The 25,792-nt window shown below is 58.8% G+C and carries 28 protein-coding genes and 2 pseudogenes; 14 read left to right on the forward strand and 16 right to left on the reverse strand.

Annotated elements, in window-relative coordinates; translation table 11 throughout:
* Positions 1–41 precede the first annotated feature (41 nt).
* From hpaA to HMPREF1024_RS31390, 10 genes and pseudogenes are all read right to left on the reverse strand, one after another.
* On the reverse strand, positions 42–932 hold the full coding sequence (gene hpaA / locus HMPREF1024_RS08095; protein ID WP_004177537.1) for a 4-hydroxyphenylacetate catabolism regulatory protein HpaA: 891 nt from the start codon (positions 930–932) through the stop codon (positions 42–44).
* A 9-nt stretch (positions 933–941) separates the two neighbouring features.
* The gene (gene hpaX, locus HMPREF1024_RS08090) at positions 942–2,297 is read right to left on the reverse strand and encodes a 4-hydroxyphenylacetate permease (RefSeq protein WP_004146927.1); all 1,356 of its coding nucleotides are present in this window, start codon (positions 2,295–2,297) and stop codon (positions 942–944) included.
* Between the two features lie 21 nt (positions 2,298–2,318).
* Positions 2,319–3,116 carry a 4-hydroxy-2-oxoheptanedioate aldolase gene (gene hpaI, locus HMPREF1024_RS08085; RefSeq protein WP_002887479.1) on the reverse strand — a complete coding sequence of 266 codons (798 nt, stop codon included), beginning with the start codon at positions 3,114–3,116 and terminating at the stop codon, positions 2,319–2,321.
* A 10-nt stretch (positions 3,117–3,126) separates the two neighbouring features.
* Complete coding sequence (gene hpaH, locus HMPREF1024_RS08080) at positions 3,127–3,930, reverse strand: 2-oxo-hept-4-ene-1,7-dioate hydratase (protein ID WP_002887487.1); 804 nt, start codon at positions 3,928–3,930, stop codon at positions 3,127–3,129.
* A 108-nt stretch (positions 3,931–4,038) separates the two neighbouring features.
* Positions 4,039–4,419 (reverse strand): 5-carboxymethyl-2-hydroxymuconate Delta-isomerase, encoded by a 381-nt coding sequence (locus HMPREF1024_RS08075; RefSeq protein WP_004151392.1) that lies wholly within the window; start codon positions 4,417–4,419, stop codon positions 4,039–4,041.
* Between the two features lie 9 nt (positions 4,420–4,428).
* Positions 4,429–5,286, reverse strand: a complete 858-nt coding sequence (gene hpaD / locus HMPREF1024_RS08070) for a 3,4-dihydroxyphenylacetate 2,3-dioxygenase (RefSeq protein ID WP_002887492.1) — start codon at positions 5,284–5,286, stop codon at positions 4,429–4,431.
* 1 nt (position 5,287) lies between these two features.
* Positions 5,288–6,754, reverse strand: coding sequence for a 5-carboxymethyl-2-hydroxymuconate semialdehyde dehydrogenase (gene hpaE, locus HMPREF1024_RS08065; protein ID WP_002887494.1), 1,467 nt, complete (start codon positions 6,752–6,754; stop codon positions 5,288–5,290).
* Positions 6,751–7,515 carry a fumarylacetoacetate hydrolase family protein gene (locus HMPREF1024_RS08060; RefSeq protein WP_009309148.1) on the reverse strand — a complete coding sequence of 255 codons (765 nt, stop codon included), beginning with the start codon at positions 7,513–7,515 and terminating at the stop codon, positions 6,751–6,753. The genes hpaE and HMPREF1024_RS08060 overlap by 4 nt, the downstream gene beginning before the upstream one ends.
* Positions 7,512–8,144 carry a fumarylacetoacetate hydrolase family protein gene (locus HMPREF1024_RS08055; RefSeq protein ID WP_004146085.1) on the reverse strand — a complete coding sequence of 211 codons (633 nt, stop codon included), beginning with the start codon at positions 8,142–8,144 and terminating at the stop codon, positions 7,512–7,514. The genes HMPREF1024_RS08060 and HMPREF1024_RS08055 overlap by 4 nt, the downstream gene beginning before the upstream one ends.
* 57 nt (positions 8,145–8,201) lie before the next feature.
* Positions 8,202–8,366 (reverse strand): annotated as a pseudogene (locus HMPREF1024_RS31390) (hypothetical protein).
* Between the two features lie 64 nt (positions 8,367–8,430).
* Between HMPREF1024_RS31390 and hpaR the strand changes: the two are divergent.
* Positions 8,431–8,871 (forward strand): homoprotocatechuate degradation operon regulator HpaR, encoded by a 441-nt coding sequence (hpaR, locus tag HMPREF1024_RS08050; protein WP_002887503.1) that lies wholly within the window; start codon positions 8,431–8,433, stop codon positions 8,869–8,871.
* Between the two features lie 3 nt (positions 8,872–8,874).
* Here the strand turns inward: hpaR and HMPREF1024_RS31795 are convergent.
* A pseudogene (locus HMPREF1024_RS31795) lies at positions 8,875–9,139 on the reverse strand (FAD/NAD(P)-binding oxidoreductase); the annotation flags it as partial.
* On the reverse strand, positions 9,082–9,246 hold the full coding sequence (locus HMPREF1024_RS31800) for a pyridine nucleotide-disulfide oxidoreductase (protein WP_071703917.1): 165 nt from the start codon (positions 9,244–9,246) through the stop codon (positions 9,082–9,084). The pseudogene HMPREF1024_RS31795 and the gene HMPREF1024_RS31800, both read right to left, overlap by 58 nt.
* A gap of 105 nt (positions 9,247–9,351) precedes the next feature.
* On the opposite strand from HMPREF1024_RS31800, the gene HMPREF1024_RS08040 reads away from it, so the two are divergent.
* Positions 9,352–10,368 (forward strand): Ldh family oxidoreductase, encoded by a 1,017-nt coding sequence (locus HMPREF1024_RS08040; protein WP_009309150.1) that lies wholly within the window; start codon positions 9,352–9,354, stop codon positions 10,366–10,368.
* 118 nt (positions 10,369–10,486) lie between these two features.
* Here the strand turns inward: HMPREF1024_RS08040 and HMPREF1024_RS08035 are convergent, their stop codons facing one another.
* Positions 10,487–11,707 carry an amino acid deaminase gene (locus tag HMPREF1024_RS08035; protein ID WP_009309151.1) on the reverse strand — a complete coding sequence of 407 codons (1,221 nt, stop codon included), beginning with the start codon at positions 11,705–11,707 and terminating at the stop codon, positions 10,487–10,489.
* A gap of 43 nt (positions 11,708–11,750) precedes the next feature.
* The gene (locus HMPREF1024_RS0127040) at positions 11,751–11,930 is read right to left on the reverse strand and encodes a hypothetical protein (RefSeq protein WP_032409297.1); all 180 of its coding nucleotides are present in this window, start codon (positions 11,928–11,930) and stop codon (positions 11,751–11,753) included.
* Here HMPREF1024_RS0127040 and HMPREF1024_RS08030 point away from each other — a divergent pair.
* The 5 genes from HMPREF1024_RS08030 (at position 11,908) to HMPREF1024_RS08010 (ending at position 16,891) form a co-directional block, all read left to right on the forward strand.
* Entirely contained in the window at positions 11,908–13,347 is a 1,440-nt protein-coding gene (locus HMPREF1024_RS08030; protein ID WP_002887553.1) for an amidohydrolase family protein, read from the forward strand. The two genes, HMPREF1024_RS0127040 and HMPREF1024_RS08030, sit on opposite strands and share 23 nt — an antisense overlap.
* 10 nt (positions 13,348–13,357) lie before the next feature.
* Entirely contained in the window at positions 13,358–13,750 is a 393-nt protein-coding gene (locus HMPREF1024_RS08025) for a RidA family protein (RefSeq protein WP_004177530.1), read from the forward strand.
* Between the two features lie 185 nt (positions 13,751–13,935).
* On the forward strand, positions 13,936–15,423 hold the full coding sequence (locus tag HMPREF1024_RS08020; RefSeq protein ID WP_004182852.1) for a sodium:solute symporter family protein: 1,488 nt from the start codon (positions 13,936–13,938) through the stop codon (positions 15,421–15,423).
* Positions 15,424–15,432: 9 nt separating this feature from the next.
* Positions 15,433–16,305 (forward strand): 2-dehydro-3-deoxygalactonokinase, encoded by an 873-nt coding sequence (locus HMPREF1024_RS08015; RefSeq protein WP_009309152.1) that lies wholly within the window; start codon positions 15,433–15,435, stop codon positions 16,303–16,305.
* The gene (locus HMPREF1024_RS08010) at positions 16,292–16,891 is read left to right on the forward strand and encodes a 2-dehydro-3-deoxy-6-phosphogalactonate aldolase (protein WP_004178521.1); all 600 of its coding nucleotides are present in this window, start codon (positions 16,292–16,294) and stop codon (positions 16,889–16,891) included. Before HMPREF1024_RS08015 ends, HMPREF1024_RS08010 begins: the two co-directional genes overlap by 14 nt.
* On the opposite strand, the gene HMPREF1024_RS08005 is transcribed toward HMPREF1024_RS08010, so the two are convergent.
* Together HMPREF1024_RS08005 and HMPREF1024_RS08000 are read right to left on the reverse strand one after the other, a co-directional pair.
* A complete protein-coding gene (locus tag HMPREF1024_RS08005) occupies positions 16,888–17,751 on the reverse strand; it encodes a MurR/RpiR family transcriptional regulator (protein ID WP_009309153.1) in 864 nt (287 codons plus the stop codon). The genes HMPREF1024_RS08010 and HMPREF1024_RS08005 overlap by 4 nt on opposite strands.
* Positions 17,752–17,820: 69 nt before the next feature.
* Positions 17,821–18,354 carry a GNAT family N-acetyltransferase gene (locus tag HMPREF1024_RS08000; protein ID WP_009309154.1) on the reverse strand — a complete coding sequence of 178 codons (534 nt, stop codon included), beginning with the start codon at positions 18,352–18,354 and terminating at the stop codon, positions 17,821–17,823.
* 32 nt (positions 18,355–18,386) lie between these two features.
* Between HMPREF1024_RS08000 and HMPREF1024_RS07995 the strand changes: the two genes are divergently transcribed.
* The 7 genes from HMPREF1024_RS07995 (at position 18,387) to HMPREF1024_RS07965 (ending at position 25,789) form a co-directional block, all read left to right on the forward strand.
* Positions 18,387–19,208 carry a GNAT family N-acetyltransferase gene (locus HMPREF1024_RS07995; protein ID WP_009309155.1) on the forward strand — a complete coding sequence of 274 codons (822 nt, stop codon included), beginning with the start codon at positions 18,387–18,389 and terminating at the stop codon, positions 19,206–19,208.
* Between the two features lie 108 nt (positions 19,209–19,316).
* Positions 19,317–22,082 (forward strand): sigma 54-interacting transcriptional regulator, encoded by a 2,766-nt coding sequence (locus HMPREF1024_RS07990; protein WP_009309156.1) that lies wholly within the window; start codon positions 19,317–19,319, stop codon positions 22,080–22,082.
* Between the two features lie 100 nt (positions 22,083–22,182).
* Positions 22,183–22,605 carry a PTS sugar transporter subunit IIA gene (locus HMPREF1024_RS07985; protein ID WP_004888687.1) on the forward strand — a complete coding sequence of 141 codons (423 nt, stop codon included), beginning with the start codon at positions 22,183–22,185 and terminating at the stop codon, positions 22,603–22,605.
* Positions 22,606–22,619: 14 nt separating this feature from the next.
* A complete protein-coding gene (locus tag HMPREF1024_RS07980) occupies positions 22,620–23,090 on the forward strand; it encodes a PTS sugar transporter subunit IIB (protein ID WP_002887607.1) in 471 nt (156 codons plus the stop codon).
* A 16-nt stretch (positions 23,091–23,106) separates the two neighbouring features.
* Positions 23,107–23,886, forward strand: a complete 780-nt coding sequence (locus tag HMPREF1024_RS07975; protein ID WP_002887608.1) for a PTS mannose/fructose/sorbose/N-acetylgalactosamine transporter subunit IIC — start codon at positions 23,107–23,109, stop codon at positions 23,884–23,886.
* On the forward strand, positions 23,864–24,715 hold the full coding sequence (locus HMPREF1024_RS07970) for a PTS system mannose/fructose/sorbose family transporter subunit IID (RefSeq protein WP_009309157.1): 852 nt from the start codon (positions 23,864–23,866) through the stop codon (positions 24,713–24,715). Before HMPREF1024_RS07975 ends, HMPREF1024_RS07970 begins: the two co-directional genes overlap by 23 nt.
* Positions 24,716–24,727: 12 nt before the next feature.
* A complete protein-coding gene (locus HMPREF1024_RS07965) occupies positions 24,728–25,789 on the forward strand; it encodes an SIS domain-containing protein (protein ID WP_004888694.1) in 1,062 nt (353 codons plus the stop codon).
* The last annotated feature ends 3 nt before the right edge of the window (positions 25,790–25,792 follow it).

The raw sequence follows: 25,792 nt of genomic DNA on the forward strand, positions 1-25,792 counted from the left end.
CTACGGTCTGTAGCCCAGGCAAGCGCAGCGCCGCCGGGGTATTACGAAACCGGTACTTTTTGCGCCCGGTAGCTGCTGGGCGAGCAGCCGACCTGGCGGCTAAAAAAGCGCGCAAAATAGGCGGGGTCTTTAAACCCCAGCTGCCAGGCAATCTCATTGACCGCGCTATCGGAAAACAGCAGCAGGCGCTTCGCCTCGCGCAGCTGACGGTCGAATATCAGCCGCTTCGGCGAACGGTTGGCGAAGCGGCGACAGATGTCGGTCAACCGCGATTCGGTCAGATGCAGCTCCCTGGCGTAATCCGGTACCGTCCAGTGCTGATGGTAGTGGCTGTCGATCATCTGGTTAAAGCGCTGGAATAGCTTCAGCTCGCCGCGCATCCCGCTGGCGGCGTGATCGTCGAGCTTTGCGTTACGCAGCAGCAGGGTAAAGACCGCCTGCGCCAGTAGCGCCAGGGTATGCTCCCGCCCCGGCAACTGGGCGGTAGATTCCCGGCGAATCAGCTGCCAGTAGTGGGCCAGCGCCGCCAGCTCGTCGGGTTTATCCGCCAGCGACAGGCAGATCCCCGGCAGGCCGAAGGTCTCCCGCGTGCCGGGATAAAGTACCTCCAGCAGCGGCCAGATCAGCTCCTCATGGACCGTCAACACATGGCCATCGCTATCGGACTCGGTAATAAAGGCGTGCGGTACCGAGGGCGGCGTTATCACAAACAGCGGCGCCTGCACCGAATAGCGATGGTCATCAAGCTGCAGCTCAATCTGTCCGGTATCAAGGTAGTGCATCTGGAAATAGCGGTCGTGGCGATGCGCCTGCATGTCGCGGCCAAAAAAGGCCGCCATGCGGGAGAACGACTGGTAGTGCACCTCTTCGGTACCCAGACTCTCGTCGTAATCTTTATTGATGTCGATGTTGGCGATGGAATGCTGGCACATACCCGCTCCTTAGTGGCCTTTTTGCGCCGCTAATCCCGGCGCGGCGGCGTCCTCACGCTGGCTCATTGGAATGCGGGTAAGCACCAGCGCGCCGACGATCAGTAATCCGGCGACAAACCACAGCCCGGAGCTAAAGCTGCCGGTGGTATCACGCAAAATGCCGATCAACAGCGGGCTGACGGCAGAGCCGACGTTGCCGATAGCGTTGATCACCGCCAACGCCACCGCGCGCGACTGCAGGCTGATCACCCGATCCGGGGTGGTCCAGAAAATGGCCATCGCGGTAAAGGATCCCACCGAAGCCATAATAATGCCGATCAGTTGGATCAGGCTGTGGTGCGTTGCCGAAGCCAGCAGCCAACCCGCCGCGGCGAACAGGTAGGGCAGGATGGTATGCATCTTGCGCTCTTTGCGGCGGTCGGATCGGCGGCTCCACCAGATCATGCCGAAAATAGTGCAGAACTGCGGGATCGCCGCCAGCAGGCCAATCATGATGTTGCTGCTGCCGGTGTTGAAGCTCTGCAGGATCTGCGGCGTCCAGATATTAATGGCGCTGAGGGTATTGGTCAGGCAGAAGTAGGCGAGGGTATACATCAGCACCGCTGGCGTCAGTACTTCGCGCAGCGTGGAACGCGGCGAAGCCGGGACGATCGCCGCATGTTCCCGTTCGCGATCGATCATCGCCTTCAGCGCCTGTTTCTCTTCGTTATCCAGCCAGTTGGCTTTATCCGGCGTGTCGTTGAGGAAGAACCAGGTGACGACGCCGAGCACCACCGACGGCAGGCCTTCCAGCAGAAATAGCCATTGCCAGCCTTTCAGGTTCCACAGGCCGTCGAGTGCCAGAATATAGCCGGAAAGTATCGAGCCGAGCATCATGGTCACCGGCATGGCGATCATAAACAGGGCGTTGGCGCGGGCGCGATGGTAGGCCGGGAACCACCAGGTCAGATAGACGAGGATCCCCGGCAGAAAACCGGCTTCGGCGATGCCGACCAGCATGCGCAGGATGTACAGCGTATGCGGGCTGGTGGCGAACATGGTGCAGGTCGAGGCGATCCCCCAGACCACCATGATCCCGGCGATCCAGCGGCGCGCGCCAACTTTCGCCAGCATGATATTGCTGGGGATCCCGCACAGCACGTAGGTGACGTAGAACAGCGTCGCCGCCAGGCCGAACATGGTGGAGGTCAGGCCGAGATCTTTACCCATCGTCAGACCGGCAAAGCCGATATTAATTCGATCCAAAAATGAGAAAACAAAGAGAACAAACAGGAAGGTAATCAGGCGGCGGAACAGCTTTTTGATCACTCGGTTTTCTACTTCAACGGCTTTATTATCATTGTGTTGCAGGGTAGAGGTAGTCATGTTGCGCTCCACATTATCCGTTCAATAGACGGATTTATTGTTATCGGTTGTGGTGGTTGCGTTGTGGGTAAACCGGGCCGCCAGCGCTTCTGCGCCGCGGGCCAGCAGGGTGGTATCGACGCCGACGGCGACGAACAGCGCGCCCAGTTCGAGATAGCGTTTCGCCAGCTGTTCATTGGCCATCAGGATCCCCGGCGCTTTACCGGCCTGACGGATTTGCTGGATGGCATCTTCAATGGCGGCCTGCACTTCCGGGTGCTGCGGATTGCCGCCGTGGCCCATATCAGCGCTGAGATCCGCCGGGCCGATAAACACACCATCTACCCCGTCGACATCGAGGATCTGCGGCAGATTTTTCAGCGCTTCGCGAGTCTCAATCTGTACCAGCACGCACATGGCGTCATTGGCCCGGTGGATATAATCCGGGACGCGATTCCAGCGTGAGGCGCGGGCCAGCGCGCTGCCGACGCCGCGGATGCCGGCTGGCGGATAGCGGGTGGCTCTGACCGCCAACCGCGCCTCTTCGGCATTCTGCACCATCGGCACCAGCAGGGTTTGCGCGCCGACATCCAGCAGCTGTTTGATCTGCACCGGATCGTTCCACGACGGACGCACCACCGGCTGGCTGGGGTAGGGCGCAATGGCCTGCAGCTGGGTCAGCACCGTTGGTACATTGTTGGGCGCATGTTCGCCGTCGATCAGCAGCCAGTCGAAGCCCGCGCCGGCCAGCAGTTCGGCGCTGTAGCTGCTGCACAGCCCAAGCCACAGGCCGATTTGCGGACGGCCCGCTTTTAAGGCGTCTTTAAAGGCGTTATTCATGGTGTTTCTCCTAGACAAACCGGCAGCTGATGGCGCCCATGTTGCCGTAGTCGACGTGGAAGGTATCGCCCTTGCGCGCCGGGACCGGGCGGGTGAAGGAGCCGCCGAGGATAATCTGCCCGGCTTCGAGCTGGACATCGTACGGCGCCAGCTTGTTGGCCAGCCAGGCCACGCCGTTGGCCGGATGATTGAGTACGCCCGCGGCGACGCCGGTCTCTTCAATTACGCCGTTGCGATACAGCAGGGCGGAGATCCAGCGCAGGTCGAGCTCGTCCGGTTTAATCGGCCGGCCGCCGAGGATCACCCCGGCGTTGGCGGCGTTGTCGGAGATGGTGTCGAACACTTTGCGCGGACGCTGGGTTTCCGGGTCGATGTTGTGGCAGCGCGCGTCGATAAGCTCCAGCGCCGGGATAACGTAGTCGGTGGCGTTGTAGACATCAAACAGCGTACAGTTCGGGCCGCGCAGCGGTTTGGCCAGCACGAAGGCCAGCTCGACTTCGATACGCGGAACGATAAAGCGGTCGGTGGGAATATCGCTGCCGTCGTGGAAGAACATATCGTCGAGCAGCGCGCCGTAGTCCGGCTCGCTGATCTGCGAACTGGCCTGCATCGCTTTAGAGGTCAGGCCGATCTTGTGGCCTTTGAGCACGCGGCCTTCGGCGATCTTCATCTCAACCCACTCGCGCTGGACGGCGTAGGCGTCCTCAATGGTGATCGACGGATAATCCAGCGAGATCGCGCGGATCTGTTCACGCTGCTTTTCGGCCTGGTTCAGCCGCTGGGCAATCAGGGTACGGGTCTGTTTATCGAGCATAGTGATTCCTGTGGCATTGTATTGCCGGATGGCGCTTCGCTTATCCGGCCTACAAATTCATGGCCGTTGTAGGCCCGGTAAGCGCAGCGCCACCGGGCAATTTGCACATTATTTAAATAACGCGTGCACGTTGTTTTGTTTGTAGTTCAGCGTCGGGTCGAGCTCTTCCATGGCGAACGACAGCGCCAGATAGCGGCTCTCCATTAGCGTCGCGAAGTGGGATTTGATCAGCGCGAACAGCATATCTCCCACGTCCTGACGGCTCTCCAGGCTGCGCCCGGCGCCGATCTTCAGGGTCATATGCACGAAGGCGTAATCCTGCCTGCCGTCGGCCATCTGCCAGGTATCCAGCCAGTGGGCGCGGCTGCGGATCCCGCCGATCGGAAAGATGCCGGTGGCGGCCAGCGCCTCGTTGACTTTGGCGAACAGCCCAGGCAGATCGGCCTGCTCGCGGATGTTGTCGGTACATTCGGCGATAAAATGCGGCATGGGGCCCCCTTACGCCTGCGCTGGCAACGGGAACACGGCGTTAACCTGGCCGGTACCGGAGCTGGCGAATAGCTCGGTGATAAACTCCACCTTGCCGTCGTATTTATCCCAACCCAGCAGGCCGAGCAGCATCACCGTGTCGTGCATGTTGCCTTCGCCGTAGCAGTAGTCGGCATACTCCGGCAGCATGGTGCAGAACTCTTTGAATTTGCCCTCGCGCCATAGCTTCACCACCCGCTCATCCATTTGATGGTCAAATTCGCGGGTGTAGCTGTTCATCCCCTCTTCGGCGCGCTGGTCGTCGATAAAGCGGTGCGACAGCGAACCGCTGGCCAGCACCGCCACGGTGCCGTCGTATTTTTCAATGGCTTTGAGGATCGCTTCGCCCAGCCTGCGGCTGTCGGCAAAGTCGTGAACGGTACAGAAAGCGGAGATAGATACCACCTTGAAGTGCTTATCGCTGTTCATGTAGCGCATCGGCACCAGGGTGCCGTACTCCAGCTTCAGGCTGGGAATATTGTGCGCTTTGGCACGCACCCCGAGCTTCACCGCCTCGTCGGCGATAAGCTGGCCCAGCTCCGGGTTGCCGTCGTAGTCGTAGGTCATGTCGCGAATGAAATGCGGCAGTTCGTTACTGGTGTAGACGCCCTGAAAATGGTCGGCGCAGTTGATGTGGTAGGCGCTGTTGACCAGCCAGTGGGTATCAAACACGATAATGGTATCGACGCCCATTTCACGGCAGCGCTTGCCAATTTCTTTATGCCCGTCGATCGCGCCCTGACGGCAGCCGTGGTTTTTCCCCGGCAGCTCAGACAGATACATCGACGGCACGTGAGTGATTTTTGCTGCTAACGCTAACTTACCCATATCAGACTCCCCATTTCGGGATCGGATGGTCGCCCATCGAGATGCAGACGTTTTTCATTTCGGCGAACACTTCAAAGCTGTACTCGCCGCCTTCGCGGCCGGTTCCGGAGGCCTTCACGCCGCCGAACGGCTGACGCAGGTCGCGCACGTTCTGGGTGTTGACGAACACCATCCCGGCTTCAATACCGCGCGCCAGACGCAGCACTTTGCTGACGTCCTGGGTCCAGATATACGACGCCAGGCCGTATTCCACATCGTTCGCCAGGCGTAGCCCTTCCGCTTCGTCTTTGAACGGCAGCAGGCAGGCGACCGGGCCAAAAATCTCTTCCTGGGCGACGCGCATACGGTTGTCGACATCCGCCAGCACCGTCGGGCGCAGGAAGTTGCCGGCTTTCAGATGCGCCGGCAGGTCGGACGGTTTATCCGCGCCGCCGGCCAGCAGGGTGGCCCCCTCTTCGATGCCGAGGCGAATGTAGCCGGACACTTTCTCCCAGTGCTGCTGGCTAATCAGCGCGCCGACCTGGGTGTTCGGATCGGTCGGATCGCCTACGCGCAGGCGATTGGCGCGCTCGGCGAAGCGTTTAACGAACTCGGGGTAGATACTCTGCTGAATAAAGATGCGCGAGCCGGCGGTGCAGCGTTCGCCGTTGATCGAGAAGATGGTGAACAGCGCGGCGTCAAGCGCGCGCTCGATATCGGCATCTTCAAAAATCAGCACCGGCGATTTTCCGCCCAGCTCCATGGAGTACTTTTTCAGACCGGCGTTTTTCATGATGTTGCGGCCGGTGGCGGTGCCGCCGGTGAAGGAGACGGCGCGCACATCATGATGGCGCACCAGCGCGTCGCCGGCGGTGGCGCCGTAGCCCTGCACCACATTGAGTACGCCAGCCGGGATCCCGGCTTCCAGCGCCAGCTCGCCCAGACGATCGGCGGTCAGCGGCGACAGTTCGGACATTTTCAGCACCGCGGTATTCCCCAGCGCCAGGCACGGCGCCACCTTCCAGGTGGCGGTCATAAACGGCACGTTCCACGGCGACACCAGCGCGCAGACGCCAACCGGCTGCACGAGGGTGTAGTTCAGCATCTTGTCGTCGACCGGATAGGTCTTGCCGTTCATCTGCTGGCATACTTCGGCGAAAAATTCGAAATTGTGTGAGGCGCGCGGGATCAACACGTTTTTGGTCTGGTGGATCGGCAGGCCGGTATCGGCGGTTTCCATCGCCGCGATCTCCGGGACGTTCTGATCGATCAGATCCCCCAGGCGGCGCATCAGACGCGCGCGCTCTTTCATCGGCAGGTTAGCCCACTTCGGGAAGGCCTCTTTCGCCGCCGCCACCGCCTGGTTGATTTCGGCTTCACCGCCGGAGGCGACTTCCGCCAGTACCTCGCCGGTGGCCGGGTTGGTGGTATGAAAATAGTCTGCGCCGGCAACGTTTTTACCGTTGATCCAATGGTTAATCTTTTTCATGACAGTGTCTCCTCATACGCTTGCTGGCTGATGATATGGTTGACCAGGCGGCCCACGCCCTCGACTTCAACGATCACCTCGTCGCCCGGCACCACATCGGATAGCCCTTTCGGCGTGCCGGTGGCGATCATGTCGCCCGGTTGCAGGGTCATAAATTCGCTTAAATAAGCGATGAGGAACGGGATGCTGAAGATCAGATCGGCGGTGGTGCCCTGCTGGCGCAGCTCGCCGTTGACCCAGGTGCGCAGGGCCAGGTTATGCGGATCCGGGATCGCCTCTTTGCTGACGATCCACGGGCCGATCGGCGTCAGCGTGTCGCGGCTTTTCACCCGCAGGTTCGGGCGGTAGTAGTTTTCCAGATAGTCGCGGATCGCGTAGTCATTGCACACGGTATAGCCGGCGACATAATCCATAGCCTCGGCTTCGCTGACGCGGCGCGCGGTTTTCCCAATCACCACCACCAGTTCGGCTTCGTAGTGCATGTATTCGACGTTATCCGGGCGTACCGACTGCTGCTGGTGGCCAGTAAAGGTGTTCGGCGCTTTGATGAATACCAACGGCTCGGTTGGCGGTTTAAATTCCAGCTCGCTGGCGTGGTCGGCGTAATTCAGCCCCAGCGCGAACAGCGTGCCGTTGGCGGGCGGCAGCCAGCGGAATTCACCTTCTTTTAATACCGTGCCATCGTCCAGGCGCACCTGGTCGCGTTCATCGACCAGCACGTCGCGTACCTGTCCTTGCCATTCAATGCGTGCCTGTTTCATGCCAGCTCTCCTTCTGCGACAACCGGGTTTTCGAGCGCCGGGAAACCGTCGGCGAGAATACGTACCCGGTCGCCGGGGCGCAGCGTGACGCGAGAGTGGGGCGTGCCGATAAGGATCGCGTCGCCGGGATTGAGGGTGGCGAATTCGCTCAAGGCGCTCAGCAGCTGCGCGGCATTACGCTGCAGATCGCCGGTATGCCAGCTATCCGCCTCGCGGCCGTTAATTTCGGTGATGATGGTCAGATCGTCGACGTTGCGTACCGCCGATAGCGTGCCGATGGGACAGAAGCCATCGCGGCACTTGGCTTTGATCGCCGGGCGATAAAAACTCTCTTCCGGCAGACTCACATCGTTAGCCAGCGCGTAGCCAGCGATATAGTTCGCCGCCTCTTCCGCCGCCACTTTACGCGCGGTTTTGCCGACAATCAGCGCCACCGTTGCGCCGCTTTGTACGGTCTCGCCCTGCGGATACGGGATCGCTTCGCCATCGCCAATTACGGTATTGCGCGGCTTGATAAACCAGACCGCGGTTTTCGGCGGCGTCTTGTAGGGGGCCTGTTGAAACGCCTCGCGCCAGGCGTCGAGCTGGCTGCGATGATTGAGCGCAACGGCGAAGATGGTACCTTTCATTCACCACTCCTCTGGGACAGATTTCGGTTCAAAGGGATTTCATTAATATATTAATGATCATCTTTTATGCTTTGCGCTGAGGTTTAGCAACTGGAAGTGAATGTTTTGTGATCGGATTAACACAATATTTACATAACAATTACTTATTTATTGTGAATCAATAAGTTGAATATTTTTCAGGAAAAGACTGGTACTTTTCAGGTGCAGAAACCGGTTGTACATGGCAGGATTAACGCTAATTATTAAGTTATTAATAAGTTTTTGGTGAGGCTGTTGAGGGGATACTATGCATGATTCATTAACCATTGCCTTGTTGCAGGCGCGTGAAGCGGCGATGGCCTACTTTCGACCGATCGTCAAACGGCACAATCTCACCGAACAGCAGTGGCGGATCGTGCGAATTCTCGCCGAACGTCCGTCGATGGACTTTCACGATCTGGCCTTTCGCGCCTGTATCCTGCGCCCCAGTCTGACCGGTATTTTGACGCGTATGGAGCGGGATGGGCTGGTGCTGCGCTTAAAGCCAGTTAACGATCAGCGCAAGCTGTACGTCTCGCTGACGCCTGCCGGAACTGCGCTGTACGAAAGCGCCCAGGCGGAGGTGGAAGAAACCTATCGCCTGCTGGAGGCCCAGTTCACCACGGAAAAGCTGCAGCAACTGACCTCCCTGCTGGAGGAGTTTATTGCGCTTGGCGTCCCTGCCGGGCGCGGCGATGAAGAAGAGTAGCGGTTACGGCTCGGCGCTCAGCCTGGCGAGGGCAATAAGCGTTTCCGCGCGTGCGGGGGACAGCGGCTCTCTCGGCTGCGGCAGCGGCCAGCCATACAGCCAGCGGGCGCTGGGTCAGTTTGGCCTGCAGCCAGTCGTCGGCGGCAGCCACGTCGCCGCAGCGCACATCTTCGCAACGGCACAGCAGGCTCTCCGGCGTCGCCGCGTTTTTCAACGACTCCGCCAGCCGGAAGGTGCGGTTGATGGCCGCGGCGAAGCGCTGCCAGCGCTGCAGCAGAGGATCAGTTTCTGCCAGTAAACCACGCCGCCGCCATCGGCGGTTTCAAACAGCACGCTGTGCGCGGAGGGGCGGGCATTCAGCCGCGCGCCGTTCACCTCCCGGATGGCGGCGATGTCGTTGGGGATTTACTACTGGGGCGCGCGCAGCTGCCTGCCGCAGGCTAACTTTAGCGGAGACGAAGAAGAGTAAAGGAGAACAGTATGGAGTCGGTAACTCTATCGTTACCTGAAGCTTATGACCTGGCGCTGGAGGTACTCAGCGCCAATGGATTTAGCGCCGACCACGCGGCGGCGATTGCCCGCAATGTGACCGCCGGGGAGCGCGACGGCTGCGCTTCCCACGGCCTGTGGCGGCTGTTGGGCATTGTCGATACCCTGCGCAAAGGTAAGGTATCGCCCGATGCCGAGCCGCAGATCCATGACCAGGCGCCGGGGATTGCGCGGGCGGACGCCGGGGGCGCTTTTTCACTGCTGGCCTACGAGCGCGCGCTGCCGCTGCTGCTGGAGAAGGCGCGCCACAATGGCATTGCGGCGCTGGCAATTAATCGCTGCGTTCATTTTTCCGCGCTGTTTGCCGATATTGAGCCGTTGACCGAGGCAGGGCTGGTAGGGCTGGCCTGTACGCCAAGCCACGCCTGGGTCGCCCCGGCGGGCGGCACACGTCCGCTGTTCGGCACCAACCCCATCGCCTTCGGCTGGCCGCGGCAGGATAAGCCGCCGTTTATTGTTGATATGGCGACCAGCGCCGCGGCGCGCGGCGAGATCCAGCTGCATCAGCGCGCCGGCAAAGCGCTACCGGAAGGCTGGGGAATCGACAGTCAGGGACAGCCAACGACCGATGCCGCAGAGGTGCTGAACGGCGCGATGTTGACTTTCGGCGGCCATAAGGGCTCGGCGCTGGCGGCAATGGTTGAGCTGTTGGCCGGGCCGCTTATTGGCGATATGACCAGCGCCGAATCGCTGGCGTGGGATAACGGCGCGGGCGGTCTCCCCTACGGCGGCGAGCTGATTCTGGCGCTGGATCCGCAGCGCTTTCTCGGCGCGCAGGCACCAGAGCAGCTGGAGCGCGCCGAAACGCTGTTCAATGCGATGCAGGATCAGGGCGCGCGGCTGCCGGGCGAGCGGCGTTTTGCCTGCCGCCAGCAGAGTGAACGGCAGGGGGTCATTATCAGTCGTTCATTGCATGATGAGATTTGCGCCTTGCGCCAGGGCGGGTAAGGCGCGAAGCGCCGCTACCCGATACATCCCCCGGCTCGCGCTACGCTTAGCCGGGCTACCGAACGTCGCGGGTTGTGTAGCCCGGGTAAGGCGCGAAGCGCCGCTATCCGGATGCCTGTCAAAACAGCGTGTCGAGCTCGTCCAGCACGTTGTAGTCGTCATCGACCAGCAGCAACGTCTTCCACTTATCAAAGGTCAGACACGGGTGCGAGGTGCCGAACAGCAGAATATCGCCGACCTGCACATCGCTGCCTGGCGCCAGGCGCAGCATGCAGTGCTGATCCATGATGCCGATACTGACGAGCGACTCCGCGCGCAGCGCTAACTGCTGGCCATTACGATAATGGGCGATCGGTTGCGGCAGCCCGGCGTCGAAAGCGCAGTCGCGCTTGCCGAAATTCACTACCGCGCGATCCGCCTCCGGCACCGATTGCACCATCGCCATCAGCTCCAGCGCTGAAGTGAGATCGCCGGCGAGATCGCAGGCAATCGGATCGCGGGCGATCAGCGCTTGTTGTGCGAGATCGTAGATCCCGCGATCGTGGGTGATATAACAGCCAGGGCGAATAACGATACGGCAGCGGCGTGGTTTTGCCGCCGCCAGCCAGATATTGCACACCACGTCATACCAGACGGTGCCCGCGCCGGTGAGAATAAATTCGCCGTCAACCAGCGGCTCCATGCGGCAGGCAAGCGCCGCGGCCTGCTGTAGCAGCGCTTCCACCTGCGGCTGCGGATCGTCGCCGTGCAGCACCCCTTCATACAATTCCAGTCCGCGTAGCCGTAGCCCCGGCAGGTCGCTTACCCGCTGCGCCAGCGCCAGCGCGTCATCAACGCTACGACAGCCGCAGCGCCCGCCAGGCACGCCAAGTTCAATCAGTACATCCAGCGTTTGTCCCTGGTCTGCGAAGAATGCGGAGAGGGCGCGCACGTTGACCTCGCTATCGACGCAGCAGATAAAATCCACCGCCCGATAGTGGGCTTTTAGCTGCGCGACCACCTGCATATTGGCTTTGCCGACCAGCTGATTAACCATCAGGACGCGTTGGATGCCGCTGGCCATTGCCGCGCTAGCCTGCCAGGCGCTGCCCACGCCGATCCCCCACGCCCCCGCTCGCTGCTGCGCCTGAAATATCCATGGCGTCATTGTCGTTTTACCATGCGGTGCCAGCGATACGCCGCGGGCGTCGGCGTAGCGCTGCATCCATGAAATATTATTTTCCAGCGCCGACTTTTTTAGCAGCGCGGCGGGTAGACAGACCTCTTCCGCCAGCAGATTAGCCGGCGCGGACATGAGGGCGGATTTGTGCGGGATGAGCGGTGCTGAATGGTATTTCATAACACTATCCTTTCAGGGTTTATAATCGGTTAGTCGCTGGGTATCATTTATAACTATTTGATAAATATATTTTTAATATAAAAATGTTATTCTTTTTGAATAAAAGTATCACAAAGCGATCTGAGTTTTGCGTAGTTTTCCACTGTTTTTTGCGCTTGTAAATGGTTAACTTATCGGCATGTCGAAAGGGAGTAATTGCTATGAAAGTTGACTGGCTTTTCAAAAACGTCACGGTGATCGACGGGAGCGGCGGGCCGCAATACCGTGCTGATGTGGCGGTGAAGGGCGATCGAATTATGGCTATCGCCCCGGCGCTGGACGTTGCGGCGGAGCAGGTGATTGATGGCCAGGGGCGGGTACTGGCGCCGGGCTTTATTGATGTGCATACCCATGATGATATCAACGTGATCCGCATGCCGGAGTACTTGCCGAAGCTCAGCCAGGGGGTGACGACGGTGATCGTCGGCAACTGCGGGATCAGTGCGGCGACCGCCACCATGCGGGGGGAAGTGCCGGACCCAATGAATCTCCTCGGCGAGCAGCAACACTTTATCTATCCCACCGTGGAGGCTTATGCCCATGCGGTGGAGGCGGCGCGACCGTCGCTGAACGTCGGCACGTTAATCGGTCACACCGCGCTGCGCAATAACCATATGGACGATCTGTTTCGTCCGGCGAACGAGACGGAAATCGCCGGCATGCGCGTACAGCTACGCGATGCGCTGCGCCAGGGAGCATTAGGGCTCAGTACCGGGCTGGCTTACGCCAGCGCCTTCCAGTCGACCACCGAGGAGGTGATGGCGCTGGCGGAAGAGCTGGCGGCCGGGAAGGGCGTCTATACCACCCATTTACGTTCAGAGTTTGAGCCGATTCTCGAGGCGCTGGACGAAGCCTTCCGTATTGGCCGTCACGGCAACGTGCCGGTGGTGGTTTCGCACCACAAGTGCGCCGGGGCAAAAAACTGGGGGCGTACCAAAGAGACGCTGGCGTTTTTCGATGAGATGCGCCAGCAGCAGGATATCGCCTGCGACTGTTATCCCTATTCAGCCAGCTCATCGACGCTGGATATGAAGCAGGTGACCGACGAGTTTGATATCGTGATTACCTGGTCCGAAGCGCAGCCGGAGCAGGCGGGGAAAACGCTGCAGCAGATCGCCGATGAGTGGCAGGTGAGCCTGCACGACGCCGCGGCGCGGCTGATGCCGGCGGGCGCTATTTATCACAACATGGATGAGCAGGACGTACGGCGGGTGATGCGCTATCCGGTCACCATGATTGGCTCTGACGGGCTGCCGAACGATCCGATGCCGCATCCGCGCCTGTGGGGCGCCTTCCCGCGGGTGCTCGGCCACTATAGCCGCGACGAGCAGCTATTCCCGCTGACTACCGCGGTACACAAGATGACCGGGCTGTCGGCGGCGCGCTTCCAGCTGGCGGATCGCGGGCTGGTGAAAATTGGCTACTTTGCCGACCTGGTGCTGTTTGACCCGCAGACGGTGCGCGATGTCGCCAGTTTCTCCGACCCGAAACGACCGGCGGACGGCATTGAGGCGGTGATGGTCAACGGCGTGATGAGCTACGGCAGTGATAAGAAAATTACCGGACGGGCAGGGCGTTTCCTGCGTCGTCGGATGGACTAAGGAGTTGAGTATGAGTATCAAGCGTTATGGCGTAGAAGGCGGTACCGGTACCGGCGGGCAGCACCTGCCGTTCGCGCGGGCGGTGGAAGCGGGAGGCTGGCTGTACGTTTCCGGCCAGACGCCGATGAAGGACGGGGAAGTGGTGGAAGGCGGGATTGTCGACCAGTCGCGTCTGGCGATTCAGAACTGCGTAGATATCATGACCGAAGCGGGCTACACCCTGGCCGACGTGGTGCATGTTAAAGTGATCCTCACCGATGCGCGCTATTTTCAGTCGTTCAATAAGGTATTTCGCGAGTTCTTTGGCGACAACCCGCCTGCCCGCATCTGCTGCGTAGCGGACCTGGTGGTGGATTGTAAAGTCGAAGTGGATGTGACCTGTTTTAACGCTGCGCGACAATAACGCTCGAAACCTAAAATAAATCCCTCCCTTTGCGGGAGGGAGCATCAAAAAAGTGTGATATCGGCACCAGATTGAATAAATAAATCGGTGCCACTGGGTTCGCTATGCCTTTTTTCAGGCATGGTTCCTGTTAACTCATAATATTCAGCGGCACGAATATTATTTATTACGTCTGGATGTGAGCCATGAATAATATGTCATTTATGATTTGGTTTTCCGTTTATGCCTGCGCGATGATTACCTTAGGCTGGTACGTTTCGCGCAAACAGAAAACCGGCGAAGACTTTTTACTTGGCGGTCGTTCGCTGCCGATGATCCTCACTCTCGGTTCGACGGTCGGCACCATGGTGGGGACCGGCTCCAGCGTCGGCGCCGTCGGCTTTGGCTACAGCAACGGCTGGGCCGGGATGCTTTACGGCCTGGGCGGCGCGGTGGGGATCCTGCTGGTGGCATGGTTATTCGCACCGGTACGTAAACTTCGCTTCATGACTATGAGTGAAGAAATGTCGTATTACACCGGCGGCAGTAAAATTATTAAAAACCTCGTCGCGATACTTATTTTTATTGCCTCTATCGGCTGGCTGGGGGCGCATATATTAGGCGGCGGATTATATCTGGCGTGGGCCAGCGGCATTGATATTAATGTCGCGAAAATTATTATCGCGCTGGCTTTTGTGGTTTATGTCGGTATCGGCGGCTATTCCGCAGTCGTGTGGATCGATACCATTCAATCGATCGTGCTGTTCGTGGGCTTTATTTTAATGGCGATACTGGCGGTTCATCACGTTGGCGGCTGGAGCCATATTCAGCAGGCCGTCGATCCGGCGGCGCAAAGCCTGTTCGCGGTCGATAAATTAGGCGTGCTGCCGGCGCTATCATTGGCGATGGTGATCGGCGTCGGCGTGCTGGCGACGCCTTCTTATCGCCAGCGTATTTACTCAGCGAAGACCGTCTCTTCGGTACGCCACTCTTTCACGATTACCGGCCTGCTGTATCTGGGATTCTCCTTCCTGCCGGCGATCATCGGTATGGCGGTATGGACCATGAACCCGCAGTTGGAGAACAGCGGCTTCGCCTTCTTGTTTGCCACCCAGGTGCTGCCGCCGGTGCTGGCGATGGCGATCCTGATTGCCGGCATGTCGGCCAATATGTCTTCCGGCAGCTCTGATGCCATCGCCGCGGTGTCCATTATGCTGCGCGACCTCTACACCCTGGTGACCGGCCATATGCCCGCGCCGGAGAAAGCGATTCGCCTGTCGCGGATCTTCCTGGTTCTGGTGATTGCGCTGGCGCTGCTGTTTGCCCTGACCTCCAACGACATCATCAGCTACATCACCAAAATGATCTCGATGATTATGTCCGGGATGTTTATCTGCACCATGCTTGGCCGTTTCTGGACACGCTTTAACTGGCAGGGCGCGGTCGCCGCGCTGGCCGGCGGCGCCGGGGCATCGGTTGCGGTGCTGGTGGATAGCGACTGGCTGGCGTTCTGGGGCAACCCGTGTATTCCGGCGGTGCTGACGAGCCTGGTGGCCTCGGTTGTGGTGACGTTACTGACCCCGGCCAGCAGCATGAGCCGCGAGCAGGCGCTGGAGATGATTACCCGCGAGCGTGAAAGCCGCCCAACGCCGCCGCCGCTGCCGATTGGCAAACGTCATACCTCACGCGGGTAAGGGGCAATCATGAACGAGTATATTGCCGTCGATTGGGGCTCCACCCAGCTGCGGGCATGGCGGATGCGTGATGGCGAATGCATCGACAAGCTGAAACTGCCCTGCGGCGTCACGCGTCTGAACGGGCAGCGCGCCGAAGCGGTATTTCATCAGCAGCTGGCGCCGTGGCGCGGCGACCCCGCGCTGCCGGTGGTGATGGCGGGCATGATCGGCAGCGATGCCGGTTGGCAACCGGTGCCTTATCTGGCCTGCCCGCTGGCGCTGGAGGCACTCAACGGTCAGTTATATGAGGTGGCGGAAAAAGTGTGGATCGTGCCGGGGCTGAAAGTGGCGCAGGCTGCAGATTACGACGTAATGCGCGGTGAAGAAACGCAGCTGCTGGGCGCCTGGCAACTGATGCCCGCGGAGTGTTACGTGATGCCCGGCACCCACTGCAAATGGGTGCAGGTGCAAAACGGCGTGGTGCGCCAGTTCGCCACGGCGATGACCGGCGAACTGCATCACCTGCTGCTTAACCATTCGCTGCTCGGCCAGCAACTGCCTGCGCAGTTGCCGGATGAAGCCTCTTTCGCCCTCGGTATAGAAAAAGGGTTAAATCAGCCGGCGTTATTGTCCGGGCTTTTTAGCGCCCGCGCCGCGCGGGTGTTAGGCGCGCTGGCGGCGACTTCGGTGAGCGATTATCTCTCCGGGCTGTTGATTGGCGCGGAGGTGGCGACATTCAGCGAACGCTATCGCGCCAGCCGCGTGGTGCTGGTTGGTGAGCACTCGCTCAACGCCCGTTATCAGCAGGCGATGGCGGCGCGTGGGTTAGCCGTTTCCTGTTGCTCCGGCGAGGCGGCGTTTCTTTCGGGTATAGCGAGGATGATTGATGGACAAGATTAAGCTGGTGGCGATTTTACGCGGCATTCAACCCGCTGAGGCGGCAGATCATATTGAGACGCTAATAAATGCAGGCTTTCGCTATATCGAAATCCCGCTCAATTCGCCGGACTGGCAGCAAAGTATTCCGGCGATGGTGCGTCAGTTTGGCGAGCGGGCGATGATTGGCGCGGGAACGGTGCTGAAGGTTGAACAGGTTGATTTTCTCGCTGAAGCTGGGGCGAAACTTATCGTGACGCCCAATACGGCCCCGGCGGTGATCCGCCGCGCGGTAGATAAGGGGATGCTGGTGTGCGCCGGCTGCGCGACGGCCTCCGAGGCGTTTAGTGCGCTGGATGCCGGGGCGCAATGGCTGAAAATCTTTCCGTCATCAGCATTCGGCGCGGACTATATTCGCGCGCTGAAAGCGGTGTTGCCGCCGGAGGTTCCGGTGCTGGCGGTCGGCGGCGTGACGCCGGAAAGTCTGGCGACCTGGATACAGGCGGGGTGCGCCGGTGCCGGTCTGGGCAGCGATCTTTATCGCGCCGGACAGGCCGTGGAACGTACCCGCGAGCAGGCGGAGAGGTTTATCTCCGCCAGTAAAAGTTAGTCCCCCAGCGGCTGCCGATCGACGCCGCCGCGGTGGCTGTCGAGCGCCAGCTTAATACGGCGTAATTTGCCTTTTGCCTGGGGTTTGTTGGCCATCGCCAGTTCGGTGGCCAGCACATCGACCATCGCCAGCATCGCGTAACGGGAAGTGCTGGGCTTAAAGATATAGTCGTTTTCCCGTACCAGCAGCGGTAGCACCAGATCCGCCTGTTCAGCCAGCGGCGTTCCGGCGGGGGTAATCGCAATAACCTTCGCGCCGTACTGGCTGGCAATCGCCGCGCTCTCGATGATTTCCCGGGTATAGCCGCCCAGAGAAAGCACGATCACCACATCTTGCGGCGTCACCGCCGAGCTCATCATGCGTACCAGCAGACCATCGCTCTGGCTGACAACCGGCAGACCGAGGCGAAACAGGCGATACTGAATTTCCTGAGCGCAGATGGTCGAACCGCCGCCCATCCCCAGGGCGAGGATCTGCCGCGCATCACACAGCCAGCTCACCGCGCGCTTCAGCGCCTCGATATCCAGCGCCCGCCGGTTGGTCTCCAGTACGCTGATGATTGACTCATAGATCCCCTGGACGCCTTCGAGATCCGGAACATCGAGGATAAACCGCTGGCCGACCGCAAGAGATTGCGCAAGCTTCATCTTCAGCTCGCGGACGTCTTTACAGCCGAGCGCCCGGGCAAAACGGGTGACCGAAGCCTGGCTGGTTTGCGTCAGACGCGCTATCTCGGCGATGGGCAGCTCCGCCGCCGCCGCGACATCATCGAGAATAAACTGCGCAATGCGTTTTTCGGTCGCCGTGAGTTCCACAAAGCGATCGGTTATGCAGGAAATAATATCGATTGACCAGGACATACGGTAACAACGGGTAAGTTTTGAATGGTACTTTGTACCATATTGCGCCGCTGAAATCAGTGCTGAAGTCTACAACGCCAGGCGCATGGCGCAGCGCGACTCGGGCGGCAGGCCGTGCCGGGTCTCCTGTTCCCTTTTTGCCGCCAGCCCGGCGGGCAGGGTCAGCTCATCGAGCATGGCGAATCCCAGACGGGTATAAAACGGCGCATTCCACGGCACCTCGCGGAAGGTGGTGAGGGTTACCGCCGGGTAGCCCATCTGCCGTGCGCTCTCAATAACCCGCTCCAGCAGCATCCGGCCGATGCCCTGTTTCTGCCAGGCCTGGTGGACGGCGACTTCGACGATAAATAACGCATCGTCGAGCGGTTCGGTCAGAATAAAGCCAACGGGTTGCCCGGCGGCTACCGCCAGCAGGCTATGCTCCGTTTCCAGATAATCATGATGGCGCGCAACGCTAATCACCTCGCTGTCCGCCAGCCAGGCGAGAGAAGGGATCTGGCGAAATGCCTGGGCGGCAGAACGTTCAATGGCGGGCAGAAGGGCGATATCGCTCTCCTGAGTCAGGCGTAATACGGCACCGGCAGTTATAGTGTTAGTTTTCATCACCTCAGCATAGCAGCCTTCGGGAGAAAAGTATGGAGCTGACCGCCGTTCCCGCCACGCAGTTCAGCAGCGTGCAGTTAACGGATATTCTCAACGCCTGTTTTGAAGCCTACCTGGTGCCTGTTACCCAGTCGGTAGAGGGATTTGTTCAGCGTTTTAGCGCCGAGGGGATGAGCCTGGTCGATTCCCGCGTCTGGCTGGCCGGAGATGAACCGGCGGCGATCGCGATCGTCGCGCGCCGGGGGAGTGCCGCTCGCCTGGCGGCCTTTGCCCTGCGCCCGGCCTGGCGCGGCAAAGGCCTGGGCCGGAAACTGATGCAGGAGCTGCTGATGCTTTTGCAACAGCAGGGGATCGAGACGGTATTCTTGGAGGTGATCCGCGATAACCATGCGGCCGTCGCGCTGTATCAGTCGCTGGGCTTTACGCGACGCTATGGGCTCTGCGGCTACCTGAGTACAGAACTTCTGGCCCCGGTGCCGGGCGTATTACAGCTTTATCCCACCCTGTCCCTGCTTCGGCGCGCCATTGAGGAGAGTAACAGCCAGCTTCCCTGGCTGCTGGATCCGCTTACCTTCGCCACTCTGCCATGTCAGGTCGTGACGCTGGAACAGCGCGCCTTCGCGGTTCTAACGACGGCGGGCTCGCGCCCTGTACTGTCGTTTTTGTGGGTGGAGCCCGCCGCCCGCCGCCAGGGGCTGGCGCGTGAGCTGCTGATGGCGCTGGCGCAGCAGTTCCCGGGCATTGGTACTTCGGTGACGGTCCCGGAAACTTTTACGCCGCTGTTTGCCGCGGCCGGATATACGCCGCTCTCGCTGCAGCAGTATGAAATGACGATGGATCTGGCCGACGCGTAGTCGGCTTAGCCGGGAGTGTGCGCTGGACCGCAAAAAACAGCACGAGCCGTCGATAAGCCTCTCTTTTCCCGCATCATATCCCTTCGTAATGGCGAAGAGGGGGATGCGATGCGTAAAACGGAACTGTTGGCTTTTTTGCAAAATCAGACCGATTTTTTCGATCCGGATAACCTGAGCGAGGTCTTTACCGCCAGCTGGCTGGCCCGGCGTTTCGCGATGCAAAGAAATACCGCCAGCCATTATCTCAATCAGCTGGTCGCTCAGGACGTGCTGGTGAAAATCAACACCCGGCCGGTCTATTTTCTGCATAAAAAAGCCTTTTGCCAGCAGTTCTACCCGCTTTCCCGCAGTGAGTATGCCAGCATGGCGGAGTTACTCGCGGAGAGCGACCGCCAGCCGGAGCAGGCGGACCATTTTTCGTTGCTGACCGGGCATGACGGCAGCCTGCGTAAACCGATTGAGCAGATGAAAACCGCGCTGTTTTATCCTAACGGCGGGCTACCGCTGCTGATCACCGGCGACAGCGGGACCGGCAAAAGCTATATGGCTGAGCTGATGCATGAGTTCGCCATCGCCCAGGGGCTGCTGGCGCCCGATGCCCCCTTTGTGAGCTTTAACTGCGCGCAGTATGCGAGTAATCCGGAGCTGCTGGCCGCCAACCTGTTTGGCTACGTCAAAGGCGCGTTTACCGGTGCGCAGAGCGATAAAGCGGGGGCGTTTGAGGCGGCAAACGGCGGGATGCTGTTTCTCGATGAGGTCCATCGCCTGGATGCTCAGGGGCAGGAGAAGCTGTTCACCTGGCTGGATCGTAAGGAGATCTACCGGGTGGGGGAGACCGCACAAGGCTTGCCGATTTCGCTGCGGTTGGTGTTTGCCACCACCGAAGATATTCACAGCACTTTTCTCACCACCTTCCTGCGCCGAATTCCGATCCTGGTTAGCTTGCCCGATCTTCAACACCGTAGCCGCGAGGAGAAGGAGGCGCTAACGCTACAGTTTTTCTGGCAGGAGGCGCGCACGCTTGCCGCCCGGCTGCAACTAACGCCGCGACTGTTGCAGGTCCTGACGCAGTATGTTTATCGGGGCAACGTCGGCGAGCTGAAGAATGTGGTGAAATACGCCGTGGCGTCAGCCTGGGCCAGGTCTCCGGGCCGCGAAATGCTGACCGTGAGGCTGCACGATCTGCCGGAGAATGTCATGGCCGCGACGCCAGCGCTCAGCGAAGCGATGGGCCAGCAGGAGCCGCTGCTTATCGAGCCGCAGACCAGCCTGGTCTGGCTGCTGCGCGCGCGCGACCCGGTACAGGGGCTGATCTATGACGTTCAGTGTCGGGTTCTGGCGCAGTATGAAGCGGTGCTGAATAAAAAAACGGTCTGGGAAGAGGCGCAAAGGAGCATGGGGGAAGAGATTGAAACCCTCTTCGATCGGCTGATCTTTGATAATCATGACTCCAGTAGCTCGCAGATGCTGCTGCTGATCGCTCATCAGGTTCGGGAGGAGTATTATCGCCTGGAAAAGCGCTTCAATATCCAGTTTAACGGCAACTGCCTCTACGCGCTGAGCCACTACCTGATCCACCGATCCCGACAGGCGCAGTCCACGATAAACAATGAAAAAGCTCGCCAGCTGGAGGACTTCCTGGTACAGAAGTTTCCGCTGCTGTATCGCTTTTGCGAAGCGATCCTCGGTGCGTTGACGCTGAAGCTGGATATTGAACCCCAGCGTATCGACCTGCTGCTGTTAGTGCTGTGGTTCCACAAGAATGGCGCCATCAGCCAGCAGCAGGTGACCCGGGCGATAATTCTCGCTCACGGTTACGCTACCGCCAGCAGCATCGCCAACGTGGCAAACCGCTTGCTGAAAAGCCAGCTCTTTGAGTCATTTGATATGCCGCTGGACGTGACGCCGGAGGCTATCGCTAACCAGGTGATGGCCTACATAGAGAGCCATGCTCTGGCATCAGGATTGATAATCCTGGTCGACATGGGATCGCTGAACGCCATTCACCGCCATTTTAATCGTCGCCTGAGTACGCCGATGGCGATCATCAACAATGTCTCCACCGGTATGGCGATGTACGTCGGGGAGCGCATTTTGCAGGGCGTTATGCTGGAAGATATCGTCCGCGAGATCGGCGATGACCTTGCGGTTGAGCACCAGCTCTATTACCCGCAAACCGATAAGCCGCGGGCGATTTTAACCACCTGCGCGACCGGTCTGGGCGCGGCGGCGAATCTGTCGGCGCTGTTAAAAGCCAGCATTCCTGAAGCGCTTGGCATTGATATTGTGGCCTGCGATGTGGAGACCCTTGCCGATCCCGCGCGACGGGAGCCGATGCTAAGCCGCTATGAGGTGCTGGCGATCGTCGGCACCCTGGATCCGCATCTTGCCGATCTACCCTGGATCTCGCTGGATTCGCTGATCTCTGGCGAAGGGAGTCGTCCGCTGATGCGCATTTTTGGCGAACTGGCGACGGCGGAACAGGTCAGCGAGATCAACAACCTGATCCTGAAAAACTTTTCGCTGCGCCGGGTGATCGAGTCGGTGACGATCCTCGATACGGCTAAGGTGATCAACCAGGTTGAGCAGTTTTTGCTGCGCTATGAGCATCTGGCCGGGCGCGATGTACCTAACGATCGTAAGGTCGCGCTGTATGTGCATATCAGCTGTCTGATAGAGCGATTAATTCGTCACGCTTCCCCAGCCCAATACACTGGAGGGCAGTGTCCGGATCGCGAGCTGGCTACGCTACGCGAGGCCTTTAGTGTCATAGAGAGCGGGTATAGTGTCAAAATTCCCGTTGTAGAGCTCTGCTACATTCACGATATCCTGACGCGGGAAACGGAATTTATTCAGGAAGATCAAGACTTTTAACACATCTCTTCTTTTTTATCCTTGCGTTAGCCGACGCGCCACTGTTTCTGGCACGTCGGTTGCAATTAAGAAAGCAGTGGAATGCGCTTTCGAGGTAAGGATGAAACGACACTATATTTTTGCCAGCCATGGCAGCTTTGCTAACGGTTTGTTGAACTCCGTGGAACTGATCCTCGGTAAACAACCCGATATACATACCTTGTGTGCCTACGTGGAAGAAGAGGCCGATCTGACGCAGCAGGTGGAAGCGCTAATGGCGCGTTTCCCGGCGCAGGATGAGCTGATCGTGATTACGGATATTTTTGCCGGTAGCGTGAATAACGAGTTTGTTCGTTTTTTATCTCGCCCACATTTCCATTTATTATCCGGTTTAAATCTGCCGTTAATTATTGACTTGCTGATTTCCGCAGCGGAAGACGATACCGAAAAATTAATTACCGAGGCATTAACAAACGCCAAAGAGAGCATTCAGTACTGCAATCAAACGATTGCCAGTGCGATGACTATGGATAAAGACTTCTGAAATGAGGAAGCATGATGATTACATTATTAAGGGTAGACCATCGATTACTTCACGGCCAGGTGGCCTTTTCCTGGACCCAATATGTCGGCGCCGATTGTATTTTAATCGCCAACGATAGCGTCCCTGGCGATGAGCTGCGGAAAACCACCATTAAGCTTGCCAAACCGCCCTCGGTGAAGCTGGTGATTAAAAATATAAATGATTCTATTGAGGCAATAAAAAGCGGGGTTACCGATAAATATAATTTATTTATTGTTGTGGAGTCGGTTAATGACGCCTGGCGTATTGCCAGCGCCATCGACGAAATAAAAAGCATAAATCTTGGCGGAATAAAGGCTAAAGAGGGCAGTAAAAATATCTCTAAGGCGATTAATTTACTGCCGACAGAAATAGAACAGCTACAACAACTGGTGGGCAAGGGCGTCGAAGTGGAGATTCGCCAGGTCCCGAACGATCGCAAACAGCTTTTTGCGGAATGCGTGTAATTCCGGAGGACAGATTATGGTAGAGGCTCTCTTACTGGGTCTGGTGGCGTTTATCGCGCAATCGGAATATGCCTTAGGGACGTCGCTAATTTCACGGCCTATCGTCACCGGGCTGTTGACCGGGCTGGTGCTGGGGGATGTACAGACCGGCGTCATTATGGGCGCGACGCTGGAGCTGGCGTTTATCGGCTCTTTCTCCGTTGGCGCCTCGATCCCGCCCGACGTCGTGACCGGCGGTATTCTCGGCGTGGCGTTCGCCATTACCTCTGGCGCAGGCACAGAAACGGCGTTGCTGCTTGGCCTGCCTATCGCCACGCTGACTTTGATCCTGAAAAATATCTATCTGGGGATGTTCATTCCAATGCTTAGCCAAAAGGCGGACGGGTATGCGGAACGGGCAGATCTCCGCGGCATTGAGCGGATGCATTTGATTGCCGGATTCGGCCTGTCGCTGATGCTTGCCGCGGTGGTCACCGTCTCATTCCTGGTGGGCAGCAACGCGGTGAAATCCCTGCTCGATACGATCCCGGAATTTATCAAACATGGGCTCAGCGTCGCCACCGGCATCATCCCGGCCCTCGGCTTCGCGATGCTCGCCAGGCTGCTGATTAACAAGAAAGTGGCGCCGTATTTTTTCCTCGGTTTTGTGCTGATGGCCTATTTGAAAATCCCGGTGACCGGTATCGCCATTCTCGGCGCTATCGTGGCGGTGGTCATGGTTAACGTCACCGCATTGAATTCACCTCGTATCACGACAGAACAAGGAGTCAGCGATGACGACGAAGATGATTTCTGAAGAGACCCTGCAGCCGCAGGCGCAGGAAGAAACCCTGATTACGCCGCGCGATTTACGCCGGGTGTTCTGGCGCTCTTTCCAGATGGAGTTCTCGTGGAACTATGAGCGGCAGATGAATCTCGCCTTTGTTTACGCGTTGATCCCGGTGCTGAAGAAGCTCTATCCGCGTAGAGAGGAGCTGGCCGCAGCGCTGAAGCGGCATCTGGTTTTTTTCAATACCACGCCGCATATCGTCACCCTGCTGCTGGGGATCACCACGGCGATGGAAGAGAAAAACAGTCATCAGAAAAACATGGATGCCACTGCGATTGATAACGTCAAAGCCTCACTGATGGGACCGTTAGCCGGGCTGGGTGACTCTTTCTTCTGGGGGACGCTGCGCCTCATCGCCACCGGGATCGGCACCAGCCTGGCGCTGAAGGGCAACATCCTCGGGCCGATCCTGTTTCTGCTGGTGTTTAACGTGCCGCACATTCTGGTGCGCTGGTGTTTTACCCGCTGGGGCTACGTACTGGGCACCGGGGTCCTGCAGCGGATCCAGAAGAGCGGAATGATGGAGAGCCTGACCTACGGGGCGTCGATTATCGGTCTGATGGTAGTCGGGGCGATGACCGCTTCAATGATCGATATCACCATTCCTCTCTCCTTCGGCGCCGGGGAGGCCAAAACCCAGGTACAGGACATTATCAACGACATTCTGCCCTGCATGCTGCCGTTGGTGAGTTTTGGCATCGTCTACTGGCTACTGGGACGGAAAGTTAAACCGCTCTCAATTATTGGCGGCATGGCGCTGGTGGGCATTCTGGGTTCGTGGATCGGATTGTTTTAACGGGAGTGAGCTATGCGACCAACAATGATGACATATATCAGTGAAGAGCCAGCCTGCCTGGCGCAGATCCTGCGCGACTACCGGCAAAAGCTGGCGCCGATTGAAACCTTCGCCCGCCAGCACCCGGTACGGCGGATATTATTGCTCGCGACCGGATCGTCGCTGAATGCCGCGCTGTGCGCGCGCTATTTCTTTGAGCAACGCTTCGGTGTGCTGCTTGACATTAAAGAGCCGTACAACTTCACCCATTACGACGCGATCGACCCGCATGCCGATCTGGTGGTGGCGATTTCACAGAGCGGAAAAAGCGCGTCGACGCTGGAGGCGATGCGTAAGGTACAGGCTTCCGGCAAGTCGGTTTTCGCCCTGACCTCAGATCCGCAAAGCCCGATAGGATGCGCCAGCGATGGCGTTCTGGATATTAATACCGGGATCGAGAGCGTAGGGTTTGTGACCCGCGGCTTTAGCGCGACGGTGCTCAACCTGTTGCTGATAGCGCTGATCATTGCTCGTAAGCAGGAGAAAGCCAGCGAGGTCGAGGAGCAGCACTATCTCGCTGAATTGCAGCGGCTGGTAGCGGCGATCCCGGAGGTTATCGTCCGTACCTCGCGCTTTATTGACCGCCATAGCGAAACGCTGCGCAGCGGCGAGCGCTTTGTCGCCACCGGCTACGGCGCGCTGGTTGGCGTGGCGAAGGAGTTCGAAACCAAATTTACCGAGACGGTGCGCGTGCCTTCCAGCGGCTTTGAGCTGGAAGCCTATATGCATGGCCCCTATCTGGAAGCCAATGCCCGCCATGTGATGCTGTTTATTGAAGATACGCCCGACGCGCGAACCCGGGCGCTGCGCGACTATCTGGCGCCGTCCATTGGCCGGGCCTTTACCCTGACGCTGGGTGACGAAGAGGATGCTCAAACGCTGGCGCTAAACTGTCCGTGCGAGCATCACCTGGCGCCTCTGCTGCTGATTGTCCCAGTGCAGATGCTCGCCTGGCATACCGCAGGACTGAAAGGCATCGATCTGGCTAAACGTATTTTCGACGATTTTGACCGCGTCTTAAAAAGTAAAATCTGAATA

This window comes from Klebsiella sp. 4_1_44FAA, from assembly GCF_000238715.1.
GTDB classification, from domain to species: Bacteria; Pseudomonadota; Gammaproteobacteria; order Enterobacterales; family Enterobacteriaceae; genus Klebsiella; species Klebsiella pneumoniae.

What these genes read in the sequence shown, in the direction of transcription:
- HMPREF1024_RS08040 (WP_009309150.1), top strand. Translation starts at nt 9,352, where the DNA reads ATGGAGTCGGTAACTCTATCGTTACCTGAAGCTTATGACCTGGCGCTG.
- HMPREF1024_RS08000 (WP_009309154.1), bottom strand. Translation starts at nt 18,354, where the DNA reads ATGAAAACTAACACTATAACTGCCGGTGCCGTATTACGCCTGACTCAG.
- HMPREF1024_RS08005 (WP_009309153.1), bottom strand. Translation starts at nt 17,751, where the DNA reads ATGTCCTGGTCAATCGATATTATTTCCTGCATAACCGATCGCTTTGTG.
- hpaE (WP_002887494.1), bottom strand. Translation starts at nt 6,754, where the DNA reads ATGAAAAAGATTAACCATTGGATCAACGGTAAAAACGTTGCCGGCGCA.
- HMPREF1024_RS08075 (WP_004151392.1), bottom strand. Translation starts at nt 4,419, where the DNA reads ATGCCGCATTTTATCGCCGAATGTACCGACAACATCCGCGAGCAGGCC.
- hpaI (WP_002887479.1), bottom strand. Translation starts at nt 3,116, where the DNA reads ATGAATAACGCCTTTAAAGACGCCTTAAAAGCGGGCCGTCCGCAAATC.
- HMPREF1024_RS07970 (WP_009309157.1), top strand. Translation starts at nt 23,864, where the DNA reads ATGACGACGAAGATGATTTCTGAAGAGACCCTGCAGCCGCAGGCGCAG.
- HMPREF1024_RS08015 (WP_009309152.1), top strand. Translation starts at nt 15,433, where the DNA reads ATGAACGAGTATATTGCCGTCGATTGGGGCTCCACCCAGCTGCGGGCA.
- HMPREF1024_RS08020 (WP_004182852.1), top strand. Translation starts at nt 13,936, where the DNA reads ATGAATAATATGTCATTTATGATTTGGTTTTCCGTTTATGCCTGCGCG.
- hpaA (WP_004177537.1), bottom strand. Translation starts at nt 932, where the DNA reads ATGTGCCAGCATTCCATCGCCAACATCGACATCAATAAAGATTACGAC.
- hpaD (WP_002887492.1), bottom strand. Translation starts at nt 5,286, where the DNA reads ATGGGTAAGTTAGCGTTAGCAGCAAAAATCACTCACGTGCCGTCGATG.
- HMPREF1024_RS07980 (WP_002887607.1), top strand. Translation starts at nt 22,620, where the DNA reads ATGATTACATTATTAAGGGTAGACCATCGATTACTTCACGGCCAGGTG.
- hpaH (WP_002887487.1), bottom strand. Translation starts at nt 3,930, where the DNA reads ATGCTCGATAAACAGACCCGTACCCTGATTGCCCAGCGGCTGAACCAG.
- HMPREF1024_RS07990 (WP_009309156.1), top strand. Translation starts at nt 19,317, where the DNA reads ATGCGTAAAACGGAACTGTTGGCTTTTTTGCAAAATCAGACCGATTTT.
- HMPREF1024_RS08035 (WP_009309151.1), bottom strand. Translation starts at nt 11,707, where the DNA reads ATGAAATACCATTCAGCACCGCTCATCCCGCACAAATCCGCCCTCATG.
- HMPREF1024_RS08055 (WP_004146085.1), bottom strand. Translation starts at nt 8,144, where the DNA reads ATGAAAGGTACCATCTTCGCCGTTGCGCTCAATCATCGCAGCCAGCTC.
- HMPREF1024_RS08060 (WP_009309148.1), bottom strand. Translation starts at nt 7,515, where the DNA reads ATGAAACAGGCACGCATTGAATGGCAAGGACAGGTACGCGACGTGCTG.
- HMPREF1024_RS08025 (WP_004177530.1), top strand. Translation starts at nt 13,358, where the DNA reads ATGAGTATCAAGCGTTATGGCGTAGAAGGCGGTACCGGTACCGGCGGG.
- HMPREF1024_RS07975 (WP_002887608.1), top strand. Translation starts at nt 23,107, where the DNA reads ATGGTAGAGGCTCTCTTACTGGGTCTGGTGGCGTTTATCGCGCAATCG.
- hpaX (WP_004146927.1), bottom strand. Translation starts at nt 2,297, where the DNA reads ATGACTACCTCTACCCTGCAACACAATGATAATAAAGCCGTTGAAGTA.
- hpaR (WP_002887503.1), top strand. Translation starts at nt 8,431, where the DNA reads ATGCATGATTCATTAACCATTGCCTTGTTGCAGGCGCGTGAAGCGGCG.
- HMPREF1024_RS07965 (WP_004888694.1), top strand. Translation starts at nt 24,728, where the DNA reads ATGCGACCAACAATGATGACATATATCAGTGAAGAGCCAGCCTGCCTG.
- HMPREF1024_RS08010 (WP_004178521.1), top strand. Translation starts at nt 16,292, where the DNA reads ATGGACAAGATTAAGCTGGTGGCGATTTTACGCGGCATTCAACCCGCT.
- HMPREF1024_RS07995 (WP_009309155.1), top strand. Translation starts at nt 18,387, where the DNA reads ATGGAGCTGACCGCCGTTCCCGCCACGCAGTTCAGCAGCGTGCAGTTA.
- HMPREF1024_RS08030 (WP_002887553.1), top strand. Translation starts at nt 11,908, where the DNA reads ATGAAAGTTGACTGGCTTTTCAAAAACGTCACGGTGATCGACGGGAGC.
- HMPREF1024_RS07985 (WP_004888687.1), top strand. Translation starts at nt 22,183, where the DNA reads ATGAAACGACACTATATTTTTGCCAGCCATGGCAGCTTTGCTAACGGT.